We start from the raw sequence: 17,454 nt of genomic DNA on the forward strand, positions 1-17,454 counted from the left end.
ATGTATCAGGAAGAGTACAAACGTTGGCTGGAAGCAGATCTGGAAGATGCCGATCTGAGTCCGGAATTAGCGAGAATTGAAGGAAATGACGAAGAGATAAAAGATCGTTTCGCTGTAGCTCTGAAGTTTGGAACAGCCGGACTTCGTGGAGTTCTCGGAGCAGGAACGAATCGTATGAATATTTATGTAGTACGTCAGGCAACACAGGGACTGGCGAACTGGGTTAAGACACAGGGGGGCACACAGACTGTGGCAATCAGCTACGACAGCCGTCTGAAGAGTGATGTATTTGCAAAGACAGCAGCAGGTGTTCTGGCAGCAAACGGAATCAATGTCAGAATCTATGACGCGCTGATGCCAGTGCCGGCACTTTCATTTGCGACACGTTATTATAACTGCAATGCAGGTGTTATGGTAACTGCATCCCACAACCCGGCAAAATACAATGGTTATAAAGCATATGGACCGGACGGATGCCAGATGACAGATGATGCAGCAGCAATCGTATATGCTGAGATCCAGAAGACAGATGTCCTCACAGGTGCAAAATACATATCCTTCGCAGAAGGTGTAGAAAAAGGGCTGATTCGTTTTGTAGGAGATGACTGCAAGAAGGCACTTTATGAAGCAATCGAATCACGTCAGGTAAGACCGGGACTTTGCAAGACAGCAGGACTGAAGCTGGTATACAGCCCGCTCAATGGTTCAGGACTTGTTCCGGTAACACAGGTATTAAAAGACATCGGAATCACAGATATCACAATCGTTCCGGAACAGGAATATCCAAACGGATACTTCACGACCTGCAGTTATCCGAACCCGGAAATTTTTGCAGCTCTGGAGCTTGGACTTAACCTTGCAAAAGAGACAGATGCAGATCTGATGCTTGCAACAGACCCGGATGCAGACCGTGTAGGTATTGCAATGAAGTGCCCGGATGGTTCTTACGAACTGGTAAGTGGTAACGAAGTCGGTGTTCTGCTTCTCGATTACATCTGCGCAGGACGTATTGAAAAAGGAACCATGCCTGAGAAAGCAGTTGCTGTAAAATCAATCGTATCTACTCCGCTTGCAGATGCAGTTGCAGAGCATTACGGTGTAGAACTCAGAAGCGTACTTACCGGATTCAAGTGGATCGGTGACCAGATCGCACAGCTTGAAGAAGCCGGAGAAGTAGACCGTTTCATCTTTGGATTTGAAGAGAGCTACGGATACCTTGCAGGACCGTATGTACGTGACAAAGATGCTGTAATCGGATCTATGCTGATCTGTGAAATGGCAGCTTACTACAGAAGCATAGGAAGCTCACTGAAGCAGAGACTGGAAGAAATCTACGCGCAGTACGGACGTTATCTGAACAAAGTAGACAGCTTTGAATTCCCGGGACTTAGCGGAATGGACAAGATGGCAGGTATCATGGAAAATCTTCGTAAGAATCCACTCACAGAAGTAGCCGGAATCAAAGTTGCATCTGTTACAGATTACACCAAACCGGAAGAAACCGGACTTCCTTCTGCGAATGTACTGATCTACAAACTGGAAGATGGCGAGACTGTTATTGTTCGTCCTTCAGGAACAGAGCCGAAGATTAAGATCTATTACACAACACTTGGAAAAGATCTGGAAGAAGCACAGGCAAAGAAAGACAAATTCGCAGAAGCATTAAAGCCGATCATGGTGTAGCAGTCAAAAGCTGATTTTGGAGAATGAGTCTGATCTGAATTTGCAGAGAATCAGGCTTGACAGAAAAGAACCTGCCCGATATAATAATTTTTATCGATAAGGGAGTAGTTGGCGCGATGACGTAGCTTTGTCAACATACTGACAGCAATGGCTGTCTGGCATAGCTTTAAATAATGAGACTTATTCGTAGTATTTTATGCTACGAATAAGTCTTTTTTTGTGTATACGATGAGTCAAGTGCAGATTTGTGCTTGCACAAGTATCTGCATTTGGCGAATGTACATCATCGAGCTGTTAAGCGAGATGGTGTACAAAGTATACAAATCGAGTAGGAGTCAGCCTGCTCGATTATATACGATGAGCCAAGTGCAGGCAAAGCATTGCCGCAGACAATTATTTTCACATTGGATAAGATGATTAGCTTTAAAAAGGAGAAAAATTATGGGTTTAATTGAATTGTTTTTGATTGCAGTAGGGCTGTCCATGGATGCATTTGCAGTTTCTGTCTGTAAAGGACTTGCTATGCCGAAGTGCACTTTCAAAAAGGCGGCTATTGTTGGCTTATGGTTTGGCGGATTTCAGGCATTGATGCCGGCAATTGGTTATATTTTAGGAGCGCAGTTCCAGGAAGCCATTGCTTCTATAGATCACTGGATCGCATTTGTATTACTTGCGCTGATTGGTGGAAATATGATTCACGAAGCATTGGACAATGACGAAGAGGAAGCCGATGCAAGCCTGGATGTGAAGACCATGTTCCTTCTCGCAGTAGCAACCAGCATTGATGCACTCGCTATAGGAATTACCTTTGCATTTCTTAAGGTAAATATTATTCCGGCGGTCTGTTTTATCGGAATCGTGACCTTCATCATTTCCTTTGCCGGAGTAAAGATTGGTAATGTCTTTGGAGCCCGCTATAAGAACAAAGCCGAAATTGTCGGTGGGATCATCCTTATTCTGCTTGGTCTGAAGATTTTGTTAGAGCATCTTGGCTTTTTAGAATAAAAATAAATACGAAACTACGATCCTGTTGTTCTTCTTTCACATAAAGAACACAATTATCTGCTATTCTGGTGTATAATTAGAAATAAAGTGATAAAAAGGAGCCCGTGAGAGTTATGGATAAACTGAAAATTCTTGTAGTAGATGATGAAAGCCGTATGCGCAAATTGGTGCGCGATTTCCTGGAAAGAGAAGGATATGCTGTACTCGAAGCCGGAGACGGTATGGAAGCAATGGACATTTTTTATGAAGAAAAAGATATTGCACTGATCATTCTGGATGTCATGATGCCGCATATGGATGGCTGGCAGACCTGCCGTGAGATCCGTAAAGAATCAAAGGTTCCGATCATTATGCTGACCGCAAGAAGTGAAGAGAGGGACGAGCTTCAGGGGTTTGAACTCGGTGTGGATGAGTACATTTCCAAACCGTTCAGCCCGAAGATCCTGGTTGCAAGAGTTACTGCGATTCTGCGCAGAACCAATGCGCTTGCTTCGGATGATCTGCTTCATGCGGACGGGATCGAGATTGATAAAGCAGCACATATGGTGAAGATCGATGGAAAACCGATCGAACTCAGTTACAAAGAGTTTGAACTTCTGACTTATTTTGTGGAGAATCAGGGGATTGCTTTATCGAGAGAGAAGATTCTTAACAATGTATGGAATTACGATTATTTCGGGGATGCCAGAACCATTGATACCCATGTAAAGAAGCTGAGAAGTAAACTTGGTGATAAAGGAGATTATATTAAGACTATCTGGGGTATGGGGTATAAATTCGAGGTACAGTCATGAAATATTCAATAAAAAGACAGATGATGACTGTTTTTGTAGGTCTGATTCTGTTTATGATCGTTGTATTTATGATCGTCAACGGAAGCTTTCTGGAGAAATATTATATTTCTAATAAGAAATCAGAATTTATAAAGGCTTATACAATGGTGCAGGAAGGTGTGGAGAACGGGACAATCAATTCTGAGACACCGGAAAAAGACCTGGGAAGATTTACAGAGAAAAATAATATTTCCATTGCAGTCATCGATTCAGAATACAATGTGGTTTATACTAATGTAAGAGAAAAACAGATGATGGTCGTACAGCTTTTCGGATATCTGTACGATAAGAATCATCAGGAGGTTCTGGAAAAAACGGACAGTTATGATATCTGCAAGTCGGTTGATCCGCAAAATAATACAGAGTACCTGACTATGTGGGGAAACTTTGACAATGGTGATATCTTTATCATGCGAAGCCCGTTGGAGAGTATTCGTTCGGCAGTCACGATTTTTAACAGATTTATCGGAGTCGTCGGCGGATGTGTGATTCTTGTGAGTGTATTGCTTGCGTGGTATTTCTCAAAAAGGATCACGGAGCCGATCATGGAGCTCGCAACACTTTCACAGAAGATGGCCGATCTGGATTTTGATGCAAAATATACCAGCGGCGGAAGCAACGAAATCGGTGTACTGGGAGAGAACTTTAACCGGATGTCAGAAAGACTTGAGAAGACGATTTCCAATCTGAAAGAAGCCAACTATAAATTGCAGAAAGACATTGAGCAGAAAGAAAAACGAGAAAATATGCGAAGTGAATTCCTGGGGAATGTTTCCCATGAACTGAAGACGCCGATTGCCCTGATCCAGGGATATGCAGAAGGCCTGAAAGAAGGAGTCAATGATGATCCGGAGAGCCGGGAGTTCTACTGTGAAGTCATTATGGACGAGGCAGGAAAGATGAACCGGATGGTGAAGAATCTACTTGCCCTGAACCAGCTGGAATTTGGTGAGGATGATGTACAGTTTGAACGGTTTGATATTACTTCATTGATTTCGGGTGTCCTGCAGAGTCTGGATATTCTGATCGAGCAGAAAGAAGCACAGGTGATTTTCCGCCACAAGAACCCTGTTTATGTCTGGGCAGATGAGTTTAAGGTTGAGCAGGTTGTCCGGAATTATGTCAACAATGCACTGAACCATATCGATGGTGAGAAGGTGATCGAGATCAAGATCACCCAGGAAAATGATATGGCAAAAATTACCGTATTCAATACCGGAACGCCGATTCCGGAGGAAGATCTGCCACATATCTGGGAGAAATTCTATAAGGTTGATAAGGCAAGGACCAGAGAATACGGTGGAAATGGTATCGGGCTTTCTATTGTGAAGGCGATCATGGACTCCTTTGGAAAAGGATACGGTGCGATCAATCATACCAATGGTGTTGAGTTCTGGTTTGAACTGGACATGAAATAAATGCGAATCTTGCAATTCACACTGTAACGTGGTACATTATAAAAGAGCTTATTGCTGATTGACACAGGGAAGAAGATTGTGACATGAGCGGAAAAAGCTCTTTTGAATAACTACAAGAATATAAAAATCATGAGGATATGCGGATGATAGCGATTATTGATTATGATGCAGGAAACATTAAAAGTGTAGAAAAAGCGTTAAAATATCTTGGTGAGGATGCGGTTATCACAAGAGACAGAGAAGAGATACTTTCTGCCGATAAAGTGATCCTTCCGGGAGTCGGTGCATTTGGCGATGCCATGTACAATCTGAAAAAATATGGATTGGATGAAGTGCTTAGTGAAGTAGTAAAGAGACAAATCCCGCTTCTTGGAATCTGTCTTGGGCTTCAGCTTTTGTTTGAAAGAAGTGACGAGACGCCAGGGGTGGAGGGGCTTGGTATTCTAAAAGGAGAGATCCTTAGAATTCCGGACTGTCCGGGACTTAAGATCCCGCATATGGGATGGAACTCTCTGAAGCTTCAGAATGACGGCAGATTGTTTAAAGATTTACCTGAAGAGCCGTATGTATATTTTGTTCATTCCTACTATTTGAAAGCAACAGATGAAAGTATTGTAAAAGCGACAACCGAGTACAGCACACATATTCATGCTTCGGTTGAACAGGGAAATGTATTTGCCTGCCAGTTCCATCCGGAAAAGAGCAGTGATACAGGACTTCAGATACTGAAAAATTTTGTAGAATTGTAGGAGGGCAGACAGTGTTTACAAAGAGAATTATCCCATGTCTTGATGTGAAGAACGGACGGGTTGTAAAAGGTGTGAATTTTGTGGATCTCAAAGATGCAGGAGATCCGGTTGAGATTGCGAAGGCTTATGATAAGGCAGGTGCGGATGAACTGGTATTTCTGGATATCACGGCTTCTTCGGACGACAGAAGCACGGTGGTTGACATGGTGCGTAAAGTTGCTGAGTGTGTGTTTATTCCATTTACGGTAGGTGGTGGAATCCGGACCGTTGACGATTTTAAGGCATTGCTTCGGGAAGGTGCGGACAAGATTTCCATCAATTCTTCTGCAATCAATCGACCGGAACTGATCCGGGAAGCAGCGGAGAAGTTTGGAAGCCAGTGCGTGGTTGTCGCGATTGATGCGAAAAGAAGAGAAGACGGCAGTGGGTGGAATATCTATAAAAATGGCGGACGCATTGATATGGGAATTGATGCGGTCGAGTGGGCGAAGAAAGTAGAAGCACTTGGCGCAGGAGAGATTCTTTTGACCAGTATGGACTGTGACGGCACGAAGGCCGGATACGATCTGGAGCTGACAAGGACGATCGCGGAAAATGTATCAATTCCAGTAATCGCATCTGGAGGAGCAGGTAATCTGGAGCATTTCTACGAAGCACTCGGTGAAGAGGGGAAGGCAGACGCGGCACTTGCGGCATCCCTGTTCCACTATAAAGAGCTGGAAATCAGAGAAGTAAAAGAATATTTGAGAGAAAAAGGCGTATCGGTACGTCTGTAGAGAAAAGGTGGGGAATATGGCAGCAATTAACAATGACTGGCTGGATGCACTGAAAGGTGAATTTTCCAAGCCATACTATAAGAAACTGTTTGAAACAGTGAATCAGGAATACCGGACACACCGGGTATATCCTCCGGCAGATGACATCTTTAATGCATTTCATCTGACACCGCTTAAGGATGTCAAGGTTGTGATCCTTGGTCAGGATCCATATCATGGAGATGGACAGGCAGAGGGTTTAAGCTTTTCTGTGAAACCAGGGGTTGATATTCCACCGTCACTGGTGAATATTTATCAGGAACTGCATGATGATTTGGGATGTACGATCCCAAGCCACGGCAATCTGGTGAAATGGGCGGAGCAGGGAGTACTTCTTCTCAACACGGTTCTTACGGTAAGAGCACATCAGGCTAATTCACATCGTGGAATTGGCTGGGAAGAATTTACAGATGCAGCAATCCGTGTACTCAATACCCAGGACAGGCCGATTGTATTTATTCTGTGGGGAAGACCGGCACAGATGAAAAAGAGAATGCTGACCAATCCGAACCATTTGATCCTGGAAGCACCGCATCCGAGTCCGCTTTCTGCGTATCGTGGATTTTTCGGAAGCAAACCGTTCAGCCAGACAAATAAATTCCTTGAGGCGCATGGTGTAGAGCCAATCGACTGGCAGATTGATGAATTGTAAAGAATAAAAAATAGAGATTTCGGGCAGACTGTGAAGATTTATTTGCAGTCTGTTTTTCCTTTTTTATTTCATAGGAACTTCCTATGAAACAAAAGGCACTACGTGTCGGAGATGCACATTCTTTTTGTTACTGTTCACAGTACAATGTCATTTAGTTAACGTTTAATCAGGAAGTGAATTCTTACAGAACAAATTACAGATGAGCCTTAGTGGAACCGTTTTACAGATATGTTTACGATTTACTCATGAAGGAAAGCATGACAAGAAGACAGATTGCAAATCTGCCTCAAAACGGATTATAATGATATAGGTGTCTATGCTGCCCGATATATAAAATATCGCGGTCTTCGGAAATGAGCCGTTTGGAGTCTTGGGTATTGGCGTTCATTCCTGATAGGGATCAATTCCTTTTTCAGCAGGGACATCACATCATATTGGTCTTTCTCCGTGGTCAGACGGAGAAAGGCTCTGCAGATATGGGCAGCCATAGTGAAATTGACTTTGTATTCATGTTTTGTCCTATGTTTTTCCAGTAGTGTGTAGTTTATCATTGTTTCGGTTATGTTATACGCAAGTAGCCTTGCCCATATTTCCTGTTTCACGTATTCGGGTTTATACGCATGGAAATTACTCAACCCAATGGTATATTTCAGTTTCCTAAATGAGGATTCAATAGACCATCTGGCATTGTACAAGGTTTTGATACGTTCCACAGGGAATTCATCACGTGGCAGATTGGTCGCGATGCACTCGTATGTAGAAGTGCTGATAGGGAAGCGTAGAATACGGAAGGACAGCTCATATGTATCATAACTTCCATATTCAATGTAATCGAAAGCAGCTGCCTGATCAACAAAGCGTATGTAACCTTCTGTGTGGATGTCTGCCAAAACTTTTTTCGAATGGCTCCGGACCAGTATGACGCTGACATCAATATCGAAGGATTCCGCATCTGGAAAATTAAAATTGCCGACCAGTCCTTTGGAATGGATATCCTTGGTACGGAACAGGAAATACTGTCCCTGTTCCACAACATGTGCCATGTTGTTATAAGAGCAATAGACGCGGTCACCGATATAGATATTTTTTATTCCATCCAAAACATCGTGCCGGGCAACAGTAGTAGTCTGGTGATGAGAAAGCCGGAGTGCTGAAAAAAGTGCAGGTAGAGCCATCGGCAGCCAGGAAACGGTAATGCGAATCCATAAAGGAAGCGGGCGGCAATTCCATGGAAGCGGAATTAAAGTGCCGGAATACAGCTTCCAGCGCATCAGGTTTAAGCTTTGCGCGCTGCTGGCTGAGAGCAGAAGCGGTTGGTATGGAAGAATCCAGTCCCCAGAAATCAAGCAGTTCATGGCTAATTAAAGGGAACAAAAAGAAAGGGAAAGCACAATCCAGACGGTATCAGCGGCAGGCTACAAGAATAAATTGTGATTTCACAAGATTGGTGTTATAATAAGAGTAAAGTTCCTGCCGGGGCAGTGGTCCCGGCCGTATGGATAGAAAGGCAGGAAAACAATATGCACATCAGCTATAAGCCACTCTGGCACACACTGTTAGAGCGTGATATGAGGAAAGAGGATTTAAGGCTTGCCGCTGGTATGACAACGAATATGATTGCCAACATGAGCAAAGAGGGAAAGCACATCAGCATGGACACATTAGCCCGTATCTGTGAAACGCTGAATTGTGAGATTACCGATGTGATTGAGTTAGTACCAGACGAGCCAGCTTCCACAGGAGGTAAGAAACATGAGCGAATTGAAACCAAGAATAACGGAAAACGGAATTGATTATATCCTTGTCGGAGATTACTACATCCCGGACTTGAAACTGTCGGAAGAACGCCGCTCCATCGGAAAGTATGGATGGATGCACCGGGAATACTTAAGAGAAGTCCACCCAGCCAGACTTAACACATTGATACTGACCGGAGAATTGTGGACATATCTTGCAGACCTGAACGAACAGGCACAGAAACGGTTAGACACCATCATGGAGCAGATGAAAGCTGCCGAGGGCGTGACCGAGGAATTGAAGCGTACCCGTCAAATGGAATGGGTGCAGCGTTGCAATAACATTCACAACCGGGCAGAAGAAATTGTTTTACATGAGATGATTTATTCATAACGGTATGGTAGAATGATTATTACAAATTAGAAGTTGTAAAGGAGACTTTGTATGGGTAGAAAAGAAATAACAACAAAAGAAGATTTAATGAAAGTAATAGAATTATTCGAAAATACTGGAATTACATACTGGTTGGATGGCGGATGGGGTGTAGATATTTTAGCTGGTAAACAAACAAGAATTCATAGAGATATAGATATAAATTTTGATGCTCAACATACGGAAAAATTGTTAAATGTGCTTTTGAATCTGGGCTATAAAATTGATACAGACTGGAAACCGGTTAGAATAGAGTTATATAGTGATGAACTTGGTTACTTAGACATTCACCCGTTCGTTTTAAATGAGGACGGAACTTCAAAACAAGCTGATTTAGAGGGTGGCTGGTATGAGTTTGAAAAAGATTACTTTGGTAGTGCTTTTTTTGAAGGAAAAACAATTCCTTGTATATCCTTAAAAGGCCAAAGAGTTTTCCACTCAGGTTATGAATTAAGAGATAAAGATAAGCATGATATTTCAATTCTTGAAAGTTTATCAAAATAACATTGCTGTAATTTCTAAGATAAATTCCACTTTATCGCTTTGAAATTTTAACTGAATAAGTATAGCACCAACCGCTGCTACATGGAAGCAAACACAACCATGCAACAGCGGTTTTTCTTTACCGTTTTTTCCTTTGACTGATAGGAGTTCCTGTTTTCTTTGATTTTTGTAGAATCCGAATGAGCCAGCGAAATTCTTCGTCTGACAGATTTTTATAGTTGATGCCGAGCTGCTTGCAGTAAAGGACAACCAGCTTTTCATCCCGACTGCCCTTGAAATTTTCAACCGCTTCCAAATTTTCTTTCAATTCATCGGCAACGGTGGTCTGGGGCGCACTCTCGCTGTCCTTTTTGTGGGCTTCCCGAATATCCCGGATAATGAGATTGAGGTCATCAAGAACCATGTGGCTGAAATATTCATCATCGCTGATATGGGCGGCTTGCAGCACTTTCAAATGCGGGTCGTCTTCGCCGGGGCGATACCGTTCAATGATTTCATGCCGGACAGTATCGACAAGGGCGTTGAGGTTTTGAATCTGCATGGTGGCAATCCCATCTACATAAATCTCAATGTCCGCAAGAAACTTGATAAAGTCCTTATGAGTGGCAAGCTCACAGAGCAGACGGTTGTTAATCCGACCGCCTTTCAGAAGTGCCACCATCTCATCATTCAAATGCAGCTCTGTTAGTGGCGTGTTGATCTGCTCCCGGTTCTCTGTCCGGCACAGCAGATAATCAACGGAAACCCCATAGAAGTCTGCCAGCGTGATAAGGTTGCCATGATTGATTTCCTTATAATCCTCTTTTTCATAACTGCCAAGAGCTGATTTGGAAATGCCCGTCAGCTCTGATAATTCTTCCAGATTTAAGCCTTTGTCCTTGCGGAGTTCCCAAAGGCGTTCCTGTATGCTTGTCGCTCCTTTCATGGGCGCACGCTCCTTTCCGGCGGTTTCATTACTGCCGCTTAACTGGATTATATCATACTTTCCGCAATCGTGGAAATTTCTGATTTTTACCCTTAATTCCTACTTTGTGGACATACGGCACAGGGTACAAAAATGTTCTATGATACAGGTAGTTCATCGATGGATTATTCCAATCGAATGACCAGCCTGTGTGGGATATGCTTCCCCGGCGATGTAGTGCCATGACTTTTGGCAGGGATGTGGAGGAATCCTGACCAAAATGAGCGTACCAAAGGGAGCGATACGCCGCTGTGAGATTCAGGGGAGGAACGACACCAGGGAGAACTGGCGAACTGACACCGAAATGATACCGAAACACGACAATCTGATAGGGGGACAGTCTACCCTATCGCTGATACTTCGGGAGATTTTAAGCGGCTCTATGGCTGTATTTTTGCCGAAAATCGCCCCGAAACAATACACGAAAACGGGAGGAAACACAATATGCCGAGAATGAGCAAAAAGAGGAAACATGTGCTTTCCTTTTACCTCAATGACCGGGGGCGTGTCACTTACAACGAATTATGCCGGAAATGCCAGCATGGGTGCAAGCAGAGCTTCCGGGCGGTTGTGGTTGACTGCCCCCGTTATTTATCCAAACGAGCCAAGAAAAAGGAGGAACACACCGAATGAATTTTGAATTTATGACGATAGACACACCATTGCCGCCCTGTATGCCATTTCCCAGAGCATTGACAGGATTTCCAGTCAGCAGCACCGCAAAGGTTATGTACTGCCGGATGCTGGACGCTATGCTATCCAAAGGGCAGGAGGACGAGAACGGAATCCTGTTTGTCTGCTTCCCTGTCACAGCCATTGCCGCAGTCTTGTCCCGCAGCCCCATGACGGTCAAGCGTTCTTTGAATGAACTGGAAACCGCCGGACTTATCATGCGGGTGCGTCAGGGCGTTGGAGAACCAAACCGGATTTATGTACTGATACCGGGAAAGGGGGACGCTGCCCTTGCCTGATACCTCAAAGCTGGAAAAGCTAAACCGGGAGCTGGAGAAAAGCGAAAAGAAACTGCGGAAAGCAATCAATGATGAAAAGGCATTGCAGCACCAGTTAAAGCAGCTTACCCGAAAGGAACGGACGCACCGGATCTGTACTCGTGGCGGTATGCTGGAAAGTTTTCTGCAAGAGCCGGAACGCCTGACAGATGATGATGTCATGCTGTTGTTGAAACTCATTTTTCACAGGCAGGACACGCAGGAACTATTGAAAAAACTGCTGGAACGGGAGAAGCCGGAAACCCCTTAGTTTACTAAGGGCGCAATTATACACCACCCAGAGGTTGGTGCATTGCGTTCTCCGAAGGCTCCTCGCCGGAGGGCTGTGATTTTCCGCAGTCATGGTCTGCTCCAAATCAAACAGGGGACGCTACGCTTCCCCTGCGCTGGCTGCCGCCAGCTACCCTTTTGTGGACTTGCCATCTGGGGACACCTTGCGTTGCAAGCTGTTCCCAGCCGACAAGTTTCATAAAATATGCTATCTTTTCGATAAGCAATAAAGTATAATGAAGTCAGTAATAAATTTAGAAATTGAGGTAAAGTTATGGCATCCAGCAAAGAATATTTAGAATTTATTTTAGGTCAGTTATCTGACTTGAATGAAATTACCTATCGAGCTATGATGGGCGAATTTGTCATTTATTATTGTGGTAAGATTGTAGGCGGTATCTATGATGATAGATTACTTGTCAAACCAGTAAAATCAGCAATAAGTTATATGCCAACGGTTTCGTATGAGTTACCTTACGAGGGAGCAAAAGAAATGTTGTTGGTAGATGAAGTTGATAATAAAGAGTTTTTGACAGGATTGTTTAATGCTATGTATGAAGAATTGCCTACCCCTAAATCGAAAAAGAAGAAATAATAAAATAATAATTTGAGAGGAAGTATTACTGATGGAAAAGTTTAAGCCGTTTATTATACCTGTGGCATTATTGGTTCTAATTGACCAGATGGTTAAAATAGTAATTTCAAAAGTATTTATGAAATACGAATTTGATATAATAGCCAAAGTTTTAAGATTTAATCCAGAACTAAATACTCGTTTATCTTATGCTGGCAATTTCTTCGAATTATTATCAAGTCCGTTTGTTACCATTTTATTGAATGTGTTTGTTTTGTTCCTCTTTTTATCAGGATATATGCTATATCAGGCAAAAAGAGCACATACAAGTTTTTGGGTAAAAATGATAATGATTTGTGGCATATCGGGATGTTTATGTAGCTTGATTGATAAGGTGTTTTGGGGTGGAAGTTTAGATTTTTTGCAGATACCTACCCTTTTTATTTTTGATTTGAAAGACTGCTATCTTACAGTTGCAGAAGTTATATTTGTTGTTATTGGAATTTTGAATAGCAAAGAAATATCGGTTAAAGAGTATTTACATTTTTGTTGTAACAAATTTAGCTTGTAAACTTCTGGTTTATTATTTCTTATACATCGGGTCAACTTGTCCCGAACTTTCACAACTAAATACCCGCCACCTACAAAGCGGCACACCGAGCAGGAAATCTAAAAAAGATCTCCTGCTTTTTTTCTGCCAAAAATGAGGTGGTAAAACTCCACCCCATCCACCAAGCATAGAAAGGAGGGACACAAAATGCCATGTCCACACAACGAAATTTCTATTGTACAGCGAAGCCAACAGCAGTCTGCGGTTGCCGCCGCTGCCTACCAGAGCGGCGAAAAGCTGTTCTGTGAATACGACCAGGAAGTGAAGCACTACCCGGAAAAGCGTGGTATCGTCCACAATGAAATCCTTCTTCCGGCAAATGCCCCACAGAAATATGCAGACCGCAATACCCTATGGAACGCCGCCGAAGCGGTGGAGAAACAATGGAACTCCCAGCTTGCAAGGCGGTGGGTGCTTACCATCCCCAGAGAGATACCGCCTGACCAGTACGCTGTCCTTGTACGGGAGTTTTGTGAGCAGCAGTTTGTTTCCAAAGGCATGATTGCTGATTTTGCAATCCATGACCCCCATCCGCCGGGACACAATCCCCACGCCCATGTCCTGCTCACTATGAGGGCAATGGACGAACATGGGAAATGGCTTCCCAAGAGCCGCAAGGTTTATGACCTTGACGAGAATGGGGAACGGATCAAACTTCCGTCCGGCAGATGGAAAAGCCACAAGGAGGATACGGTTGACTGGAACGACCAGAAGTATTGTGAAATCTGGCGGCATGAATGGGAGGTCATCCAGAACCGCTATCTGGAAGCCAATGACCGCCCGGAGCGTGTGGACTTGCGTTCCTATGCCAGACAGGGGCTTGATATAGTCCCTACTGTCCATGAGGGAGCTGCTGTCCGGCAGATGGAAAAGCGGGGTATCCAGACGAATATCGGAAACCTGAACCGGGAAATCAGAGCTGCCAACAATCTGATGAAGTCCATCCGGCAGCTTATCCAAAACCTCAAAGGCTGGATTACCGAGCTGGGCGAAAAACGGAAAGAGCTGCTTGCACAAAAGGCGGCGGAGGAAGCAACACTTCTTCCCAATCTGCTGATGAAGTATATGGCGATACGAAAAGAAGAACGGAAGGACTGGACAAGGGCTGGACAGAACCGGGGGACTTCACAGGACTTAAAGGCAGTCAGCGAAGCCCTGTCCTATCTCCGGCAAAAGGGGCTTTCCACTGTGGAGGACTTAGAAGCATTTCTGGAATCTTCCGGGAAATCAGCCGCAGATTACCGCAATCAGATGAAGCCAAAGGAAGCCCGCAGCAAAGTGATTGACGGGATTCTTGCCAGCCGGACAGACTGCAAAGAATGTAAGCCCGTCTATGAGAAATACCAGAAGATATTTTTCAAGAAAACAAAGGAGAAATTCAAACAGGAACACCCGGAGGTTGCCCGGTATGAGAAAGCCACCGCCTACCTTGCCAAACACCCGGACGATAAGGATAGTACCCAAAAGGAGCTGCAAGAGGAGCAGGAAACACTTCTCAGCGAAATCGCAGAACTGAAAGTACCGCTGATCGAGGTACAGGAGGATTTGAAGAAGCTGCGGGACATCCGCTACTGGGTACGGAAAGCCACACCCGGCACAGAAGAAAGCAAAGAGCCGCCCAAGAAGCAGTCCCTCAAAGAAGTCTTGCAGGATAAGGCTGACGAGAAAAAACCACAAAGAACCGCCTCGGCACAGACGAAACACAGACAACAGGATATGGAACTTTAACAGGCACTTGCCATTTTCAATCAGAGAATGTCAGGTGCTTTTCTTATTTTCAAGGAGGGATAGATTTGAATGTATTTGAAGCTGTGAAGCAGTCCGTCACAACAAGACAGGCTGCGGAGCATTATGGAATCCATGTAGGTCGGAACGGGATGGCTTGTTGCCCGTTCCATAACGATAAAACCCCAAGCATGAAGCTGGATCGGCGTTACCACTGCTTCGGCTGCGGTACGGACGGGGATGTGATTGATTTTACCGCCGCCCTGTATGGGCTGGGAAAGAAAGAAGCCGCCGTACAACTGGCACAGGACTTTGGAATTTCCTATGAGGACTGGAAACCGTCGGGAAAGGTAAAAAAGCCCAAGCCCCGGCAGAAATCCCCGGAGGAACAGTTTCAGGAAGCAAAGAACCGCTGCTCCCGTATCCTTGCCGATTATCTCCACCTGCTTCGGGCATGGAGAAAGGATTATGTCCCGCACTCCCCGGAGGAAGCCTTTCATCCCCGGTTTGTGGAAGCCTTACAGAAGCAAGCCCAAGTGGAATATCTGCTGGATGTGCTGCTGTTCGGGGAGACAGAGGAAAAAGCGGCTTTGATTACGGACTACGGAAAGGATGTGATACAGCTTGAACAACGAATGGCAGAGTTTGCAGCCGCAGACGCAGCAAGAACTAAAAAACACCATGAACGCCATGCAGCTGCCACAGAGCGTTGAGGAAATCAAGGCGGGGCTGGAAACTACCGAGAAAGGCGGTGTCCGTCAGAGCATACGGAACTGCCTGACCGTATTCCAGCGTGACCCTCTGCTTTCCGGGGCTATCGCATACAACATCCTGACCGACCGCAAGGACATCATAAAGCCCATCGGCTTCCACAGAGAAAGCACCGCCCTGAACGATACGGACATGAAGTATCTGCTTCTTTATCTGGAAGAAACCTATGGGCTTACCAATGAGAAAAAGATTGATAATGCCATCGGGATTGTGGCGAATGAAAACAAGTACCATCCCATCCGGGACTATCTCAATACTCTTGTGTGGGATGGGACAGAGCGAATCCGTTTCTGCCTGCGGCACTTTCTGGGGGCGGACGCAGACGATTACACCTATGAAGCATTGAAGCTGTTCCTGCTGGGTGCAATCTCACGAGCCTTTCAGCCAGGGTGCAAATTTGAAATCATGCTCTGTCTGGTAGGCGGTCAGGGGGCTGGAAAGTCCACCTTCTTCCGTCTGCTGGCAGTCCGGGACGAGTGGTTCTCCGATGATTTGCGGAAGCTGGACGATGACAATGTGTACCGCAAGCTGCAAGGTCACTGGATTATCGAAATGTCGGAAATGATGGCAACCGCAAACGCCAAGAGCATTGAGGAAATCAAGTCGTTTTTAAGCCGGCAGAAAGAGGTTTACAAGATACCTTATGAAACCCACCCGGCAGACCGCCCCCGTCAGTGCGTGTTTGGCGGCACTTCCAATGCCCTTGACTTCCTGCCCCTTGACCGTTCCGGCAACCGCCGCTTTATCCCCGTCATGGTGTACCCGGAGCAAGCCGAGGTTCACATTTTGGAGGACGAAGCTGCTTCCAGAGCCTATATCGAGCAGATGTGGGCAGAAGCGATGGAGATTTACCGAAGCGGCAGGTTCAAGTTGGCTTTCAGCCCCGCCATGCAGCGGTATCTCAAAGAACACCAGCGGGATTTTATGCCGGAGGACACCAAAGCCGGGATGATACAGGCGTATCTTGATAAGTACACCGGGAGCATGGTCTGTTCCAAGCAGCTCTACAAGGAAGCCTTGAACCATGCCTTTGACGAGCCGAAGCAATGGGAAATCCGGGAAATCAACGAGATTATGAACCAGTGCATTTCCGGCTGGCGGTACTTCCCGAACCCAAGAATGTTTTCCGAATATGGCAGACAAAAGGGCTGGGAGCGTGAAAACCCGGCAACGGACTCCGGCAACCCGTCTGAAAAAACGATGGACGGTTTTGTGGAGGTCACAGAACAGATGGAGCTTCCGTTCTGAAAATGGCAGCCCGTTGCACCCCCTGTTGCTATCCCGTTGCCGAGCCGGTTGCCGGGGAAAATCCCGAAACTATCGGCTTTTCTCCCCTATGACAACCAAAACAACAGAAAAATAAAAGAAAAGTATAAATAGTAACCATCGCCAGATTGAGATTGTTTGCAAGGTCTTTTGAAGCCCGTTGCCGGACTTCGTTGCCGACACCCTCTGTCTGGCTATTTTCATGTATGGAGGATAACTGCCTATGGCAAAAAACAAAACAGAGATTCATGTTACAACGGTATTTGACGGGGAACTGGACGCAACCGATGTGTTCGTCAGCCTGATTTCCCAGAAATACGGTAAGACAAATACGAAAGAATATCTTGCTAAAAGGAAAGATATGAGCTATAATGAAGATGAGGTTCAAAAGAGCCAGATACCGTCTGGATTGTGTGGGTAAATGGCTATGATGAAC

The 17,454-nt window shown here is 45.0% G+C and carries 22 protein-coding genes; 20 read left to right on the forward strand and 2 right to left on the reverse strand.

The features are described 5' to 3' along the window. The 7 genes from PG418_RS08035 to PG418_RS08065 all read left to right on the forward strand — a co-directional run bounded on the left by PG418_RS08035 (window position 1) and on the right by PG418_RS08065 (window position 7,155). The gene (locus tag PG418_RS08035; protein ID WP_008372807.1) at window positions 1-1,683 is read left to right on the forward strand and encodes a phospho-sugar mutase; all 1,683 of its coding nucleotides are present in this window, start codon (window positions 1-3) and stop codon (window positions 1,681-1,683) included. Between the two features lie 441 nt (window positions 1,684-2,124). Further along, window positions 2,125-2,688: a manganese efflux pump MntP gene (locus tag PG418_RS08040; protein ID WP_204575807.1), complete on the forward strand. Its 564-nt coding sequence runs from the start codon at window positions 2,125-2,127 to the stop codon at window positions 2,686-2,688. Window positions 2,689-2,801: 113 nt separating this feature from the next. Then, the gene (locus tag PG418_RS08045; RefSeq protein WP_022220129.1) at window positions 2,802-3,482 is read left to right on the forward strand and encodes a response regulator transcription factor; all 681 of its coding nucleotides are present in this window, start codon (window positions 2,802-2,804) and stop codon (window positions 3,480-3,482) included. Next, entirely contained in the window at window positions 3,479-4,939 is a 1,461-nt protein-coding gene (locus tag PG418_RS08050; RefSeq protein WP_008372813.1) for a sensor histidine kinase, read from the forward strand. Before PG418_RS08045 ends, PG418_RS08050 begins: the two co-directional genes overlap by 4 nt. A 143-nt stretch (window positions 4,940-5,082) precedes the next feature. Next, complete coding sequence (gene hisH, locus PG418_RS08055) at window positions 5,083-5,688, forward strand: imidazole glycerol phosphate synthase subunit HisH (protein WP_270475667.1); 606 nt, start codon at window positions 5,083-5,085, stop codon at window positions 5,686-5,688. Between the two features lie 11 nt (window positions 5,689-5,699). Next, a complete protein-coding gene (gene hisF / locus PG418_RS08060) occupies window positions 5,700-6,464 on the forward strand; it encodes an imidazole glycerol phosphate synthase subunit HisF (RefSeq protein WP_008372815.1) in 765 nt (254 codons plus the stop codon). A gap of 16 nt (window positions 6,465-6,480) precedes the next feature. Next, window positions 6,481-7,155, forward strand: coding sequence for a uracil-DNA glycosylase (locus tag PG418_RS08065; RefSeq protein WP_022220126.1), 675 nt, complete (start codon window positions 6,481-6,483; stop codon window positions 7,153-7,155). A 314-nt stretch (window positions 7,156-7,469) separates the two neighbouring features. Here the strand turns inward: PG418_RS08065 and PG418_RS08070 are convergent, their stop codons facing one another. Then, window positions 7,470-8,255 carry a transposase gene (locus tag PG418_RS08070; RefSeq protein ID WP_270475669.1) on the reverse strand — a complete coding sequence of 262 codons (786 nt, stop codon included), beginning with the start codon at window positions 8,253-8,255 and terminating at the stop codon, window positions 7,470-7,472. Between the two features lie 128 nt (window positions 8,256-8,383). Here PG418_RS08070 and PG418_RS08075 point away from each other — a divergent pair, with 128 nt between their 5' ends. The 4 genes from PG418_RS08075 (at window position 8,384) to PG418_RS08090 (ending at window position 9,828) form a co-directional block, all read left to right on the forward strand. Beyond that, window positions 8,384-8,611, forward strand: a complete 228-nt coding sequence (locus tag PG418_RS08075) for a hypothetical protein (RefSeq protein WP_498837271.1) — start codon at window positions 8,384-8,386, stop codon at window positions 8,609-8,611. A 64-nt stretch (window positions 8,612-8,675) separates the two neighbouring features. Beyond that, window positions 8,676-8,948 (forward strand): helix-turn-helix domain-containing protein, encoded by a 273-nt coding sequence (locus PG418_RS08080; RefSeq protein ID WP_040341765.1) that lies wholly within the window; start codon window positions 8,676-8,678, stop codon window positions 8,946-8,948. Then, on the forward strand, window positions 8,908-9,285 hold the full coding sequence (locus tag PG418_RS08085; RefSeq protein ID WP_458002035.1) for a TnpV protein: 378 nt from the start codon (window positions 8,908-8,910) through the stop codon (window positions 9,283-9,285). The genes PG418_RS08080 and PG418_RS08085 overlap by 41 nt, the downstream gene beginning before the upstream one ends. Window positions 9,286-9,336: 51 nt before the next feature. Continuing rightward, window positions 9,337-9,828, forward strand: coding sequence for a nucleotidyltransferase domain-containing protein (locus tag PG418_RS08090; protein ID WP_009266803.1), 492 nt, complete (start codon window positions 9,337-9,339; stop codon window positions 9,826-9,828). 118 nt (window positions 9,829-9,946) lie between these two features. Here the strand turns inward: PG418_RS08090 and PG418_RS08095 are convergent, their stop codons facing one another. Further along, window positions 9,947-10,753: a helix-turn-helix domain-containing protein gene (locus PG418_RS08095; RefSeq protein ID WP_002584331.1), complete on the reverse strand. Its 807-nt coding sequence runs from the start codon at window positions 10,751-10,753 to the stop codon at window positions 9,947-9,949. 483 nt (window positions 10,754-11,236) lie between these two features. Between PG418_RS08095 and PG418_RS08100 the strand changes: the two genes are divergently transcribed. The 9 genes from PG418_RS08100 to PG418_RS08140 all read left to right on the forward strand — a co-directional run bounded on the left by PG418_RS08100 (window position 11,237) and on the right by PG418_RS08140 (window position 17,439). Further along, window positions 11,237-11,425 carry a hypothetical protein gene (locus tag PG418_RS08100; RefSeq protein WP_458002036.1) on the forward strand — a complete coding sequence of 63 codons (189 nt, stop codon included), beginning with the start codon at window positions 11,237-11,239 and terminating at the stop codon, window positions 11,423-11,425. Next, the gene (locus tag PG418_RS08105) at window positions 11,422-11,763 is read left to right on the forward strand and encodes a replication initiator protein A (RefSeq protein WP_498837272.1); all 342 of its coding nucleotides are present in this window, start codon (window positions 11,422-11,424) and stop codon (window positions 11,761-11,763) included. The genes PG418_RS08100 and PG418_RS08105 overlap by 4 nt, the downstream gene beginning before the upstream one ends. Then, the gene (locus PG418_RS08110) at window positions 11,756-12,052 is read left to right on the forward strand and encodes a DUF3847 domain-containing protein (protein WP_118651404.1); all 297 of its coding nucleotides are present in this window, start codon (window positions 11,756-11,758) and stop codon (window positions 12,050-12,052) included. Before PG418_RS08105 ends, PG418_RS08110 begins: the two co-directional genes overlap by 8 nt. 294 nt (window positions 12,053-12,346) lie before the next feature. Beyond that, the gene (locus tag PG418_RS08115) at window positions 12,347-12,667 is read left to right on the forward strand and encodes a TfoX/Sxy family protein (protein WP_109258346.1); all 321 of its coding nucleotides are present in this window, start codon (window positions 12,347-12,349) and stop codon (window positions 12,665-12,667) included. Between the two features lie 31 nt (window positions 12,668-12,698). Continuing rightward, entirely contained in the window at window positions 12,699-13,217 is a 519-nt protein-coding gene (locus PG418_RS08120; RefSeq protein ID WP_109258347.1) for a signal peptidase II, read from the forward strand. 186 nt (window positions 13,218-13,403) lie between these two features. Continuing rightward, the gene (gene mobQ, locus PG418_RS08125) at window positions 13,404-14,984 is read left to right on the forward strand and encodes a MobQ family relaxase (protein ID WP_270279641.1); all 1,581 of its coding nucleotides are present in this window, start codon (window positions 13,404-13,406) and stop codon (window positions 14,982-14,984) included. A gap of 65 nt (window positions 14,985-15,049) precedes the next feature. Further along, window positions 15,050-15,694 carry a CHC2 zinc finger domain-containing protein gene (locus PG418_RS08130; protein ID WP_118049617.1) on the forward strand — a complete coding sequence of 215 codons (645 nt, stop codon included), beginning with the start codon at window positions 15,050-15,052 and terminating at the stop codon, window positions 15,692-15,694. After that, a complete protein-coding gene (locus PG418_RS08135) occupies window positions 15,663-17,000 on the forward strand; it encodes a virulence-associated E family protein (protein WP_118049616.1) in 1,338 nt (445 codons plus the stop codon). Before PG418_RS08130 ends, PG418_RS08135 begins: the two co-directional genes overlap by 32 nt. Before the next feature lie 241 nt (window positions 17,001-17,241). Continuing rightward, entirely contained in the window at window positions 17,242-17,439 is a 198-nt protein-coding gene (locus tag PG418_RS08140) for a hypothetical protein (protein WP_003020324.1), read from the forward strand. Window positions 17,440-17,454 lie beyond the last annotated feature (15 nt).

Source organism: Bariatricus sp. TF06-38A, assembly GCF_027690675.1.
Lineage (GTDB): Bacteria > Bacillota > Clostridia > Lachnospirales > Lachnospiraceae > Allocoprococcus > Allocoprococcus comes.

What these genes read in the sequence shown, in the direction of transcription:
- hisH (WP_270475667.1), top strand. Translation starts at nt 5,083, where the DNA reads ATGATAGCGATTATTGATTATGATGCAGGAAACATTAAAAGTGTAGAA.
- PG418_RS08035 (WP_008372807.1), top strand. Translation starts at nt 1, where the DNA reads ATGTATCAGGAAGAGTACAAACGTTGGCTGGAAGCAGATCTGGAAGAT.
- PG418_RS08075 (WP_498837271.1), top strand. Translation starts at nt 8,384, where the DNA reads ATGGAAGCGGAATTAAAGTGCCGGAATACAGCTTCCAGCGCATCAGGT.
- PG418_RS08040 (WP_204575807.1), top strand. Translation starts at nt 2,125, where the DNA reads ATGGGTTTAATTGAATTGTTTTTGATTGCAGTAGGGCTGTCCATGGAT.
- PG418_RS08100 (WP_458002036.1), top strand. Translation starts at nt 11,237, where the DNA reads ATGCCGAGAATGAGCAAAAAGAGGAAACATGTGCTTTCCTTTTACCTC.
- PG418_RS08045 (WP_022220129.1), top strand. Translation starts at nt 2,802, where the DNA reads ATGGATAAACTGAAAATTCTTGTAGTAGATGATGAAAGCCGTATGCGC.
- PG418_RS08095 (WP_002584331.1), bottom strand. Translation starts at nt 10,753, where the DNA reads ATGAAAGGAGCGACAAGCATACAGGAACGCCTTTGGGAACTCCGCAAG.
- PG418_RS08135 (WP_118049616.1), top strand. Translation starts at nt 15,663, where the DNA reads ATGAACGCCATGCAGCTGCCACAGAGCGTTGAGGAAATCAAGGCGGGG.
- PG418_RS08105 (WP_498837272.1), top strand. Translation starts at nt 11,422, where the DNA reads ATGAATTTTGAATTTATGACGATAGACACACCATTGCCGCCCTGTATG.
- mobQ (WP_270279641.1), top strand. Translation starts at nt 13,404, where the DNA reads ATGCCATGTCCACACAACGAAATTTCTATTGTACAGCGAAGCCAACAG.
- PG418_RS08090 (WP_009266803.1), top strand. Translation starts at nt 9,337, where the DNA reads ATGGGTAGAAAAGAAATAACAACAAAAGAAGATTTAATGAAAGTAATA.
- PG418_RS08140 (WP_003020324.1), top strand. Translation starts at nt 17,242, where the DNA reads ATGGCAAAAAACAAAACAGAGATTCATGTTACAACGGTATTTGACGGG.
- PG418_RS08120 (WP_109258347.1), top strand. Translation starts at nt 12,699, where the DNA reads ATGGAAAAGTTTAAGCCGTTTATTATACCTGTGGCATTATTGGTTCTA.
- PG418_RS08065 (WP_022220126.1), top strand. Translation starts at nt 6,481, where the DNA reads ATGGCAGCAATTAACAATGACTGGCTGGATGCACTGAAAGGTGAATTT.
- PG418_RS08050 (WP_008372813.1), top strand. Translation starts at nt 3,479, where the DNA reads ATGAAATATTCAATAAAAAGACAGATGATGACTGTTTTTGTAGGTCTG.
- PG418_RS08080 (WP_040341765.1), top strand. Translation starts at nt 8,676, where the DNA reads ATGCACATCAGCTATAAGCCACTCTGGCACACACTGTTAGAGCGTGAT.
- PG418_RS08085 (WP_458002035.1), top strand. Translation starts at nt 8,908, where the DNA reads ATGAGCGAATTGAAACCAAGAATAACGGAAAACGGAATTGATTATATC.
- PG418_RS08115 (WP_109258346.1), top strand. Translation starts at nt 12,347, where the DNA reads ATGGCATCCAGCAAAGAATATTTAGAATTTATTTTAGGTCAGTTATCT.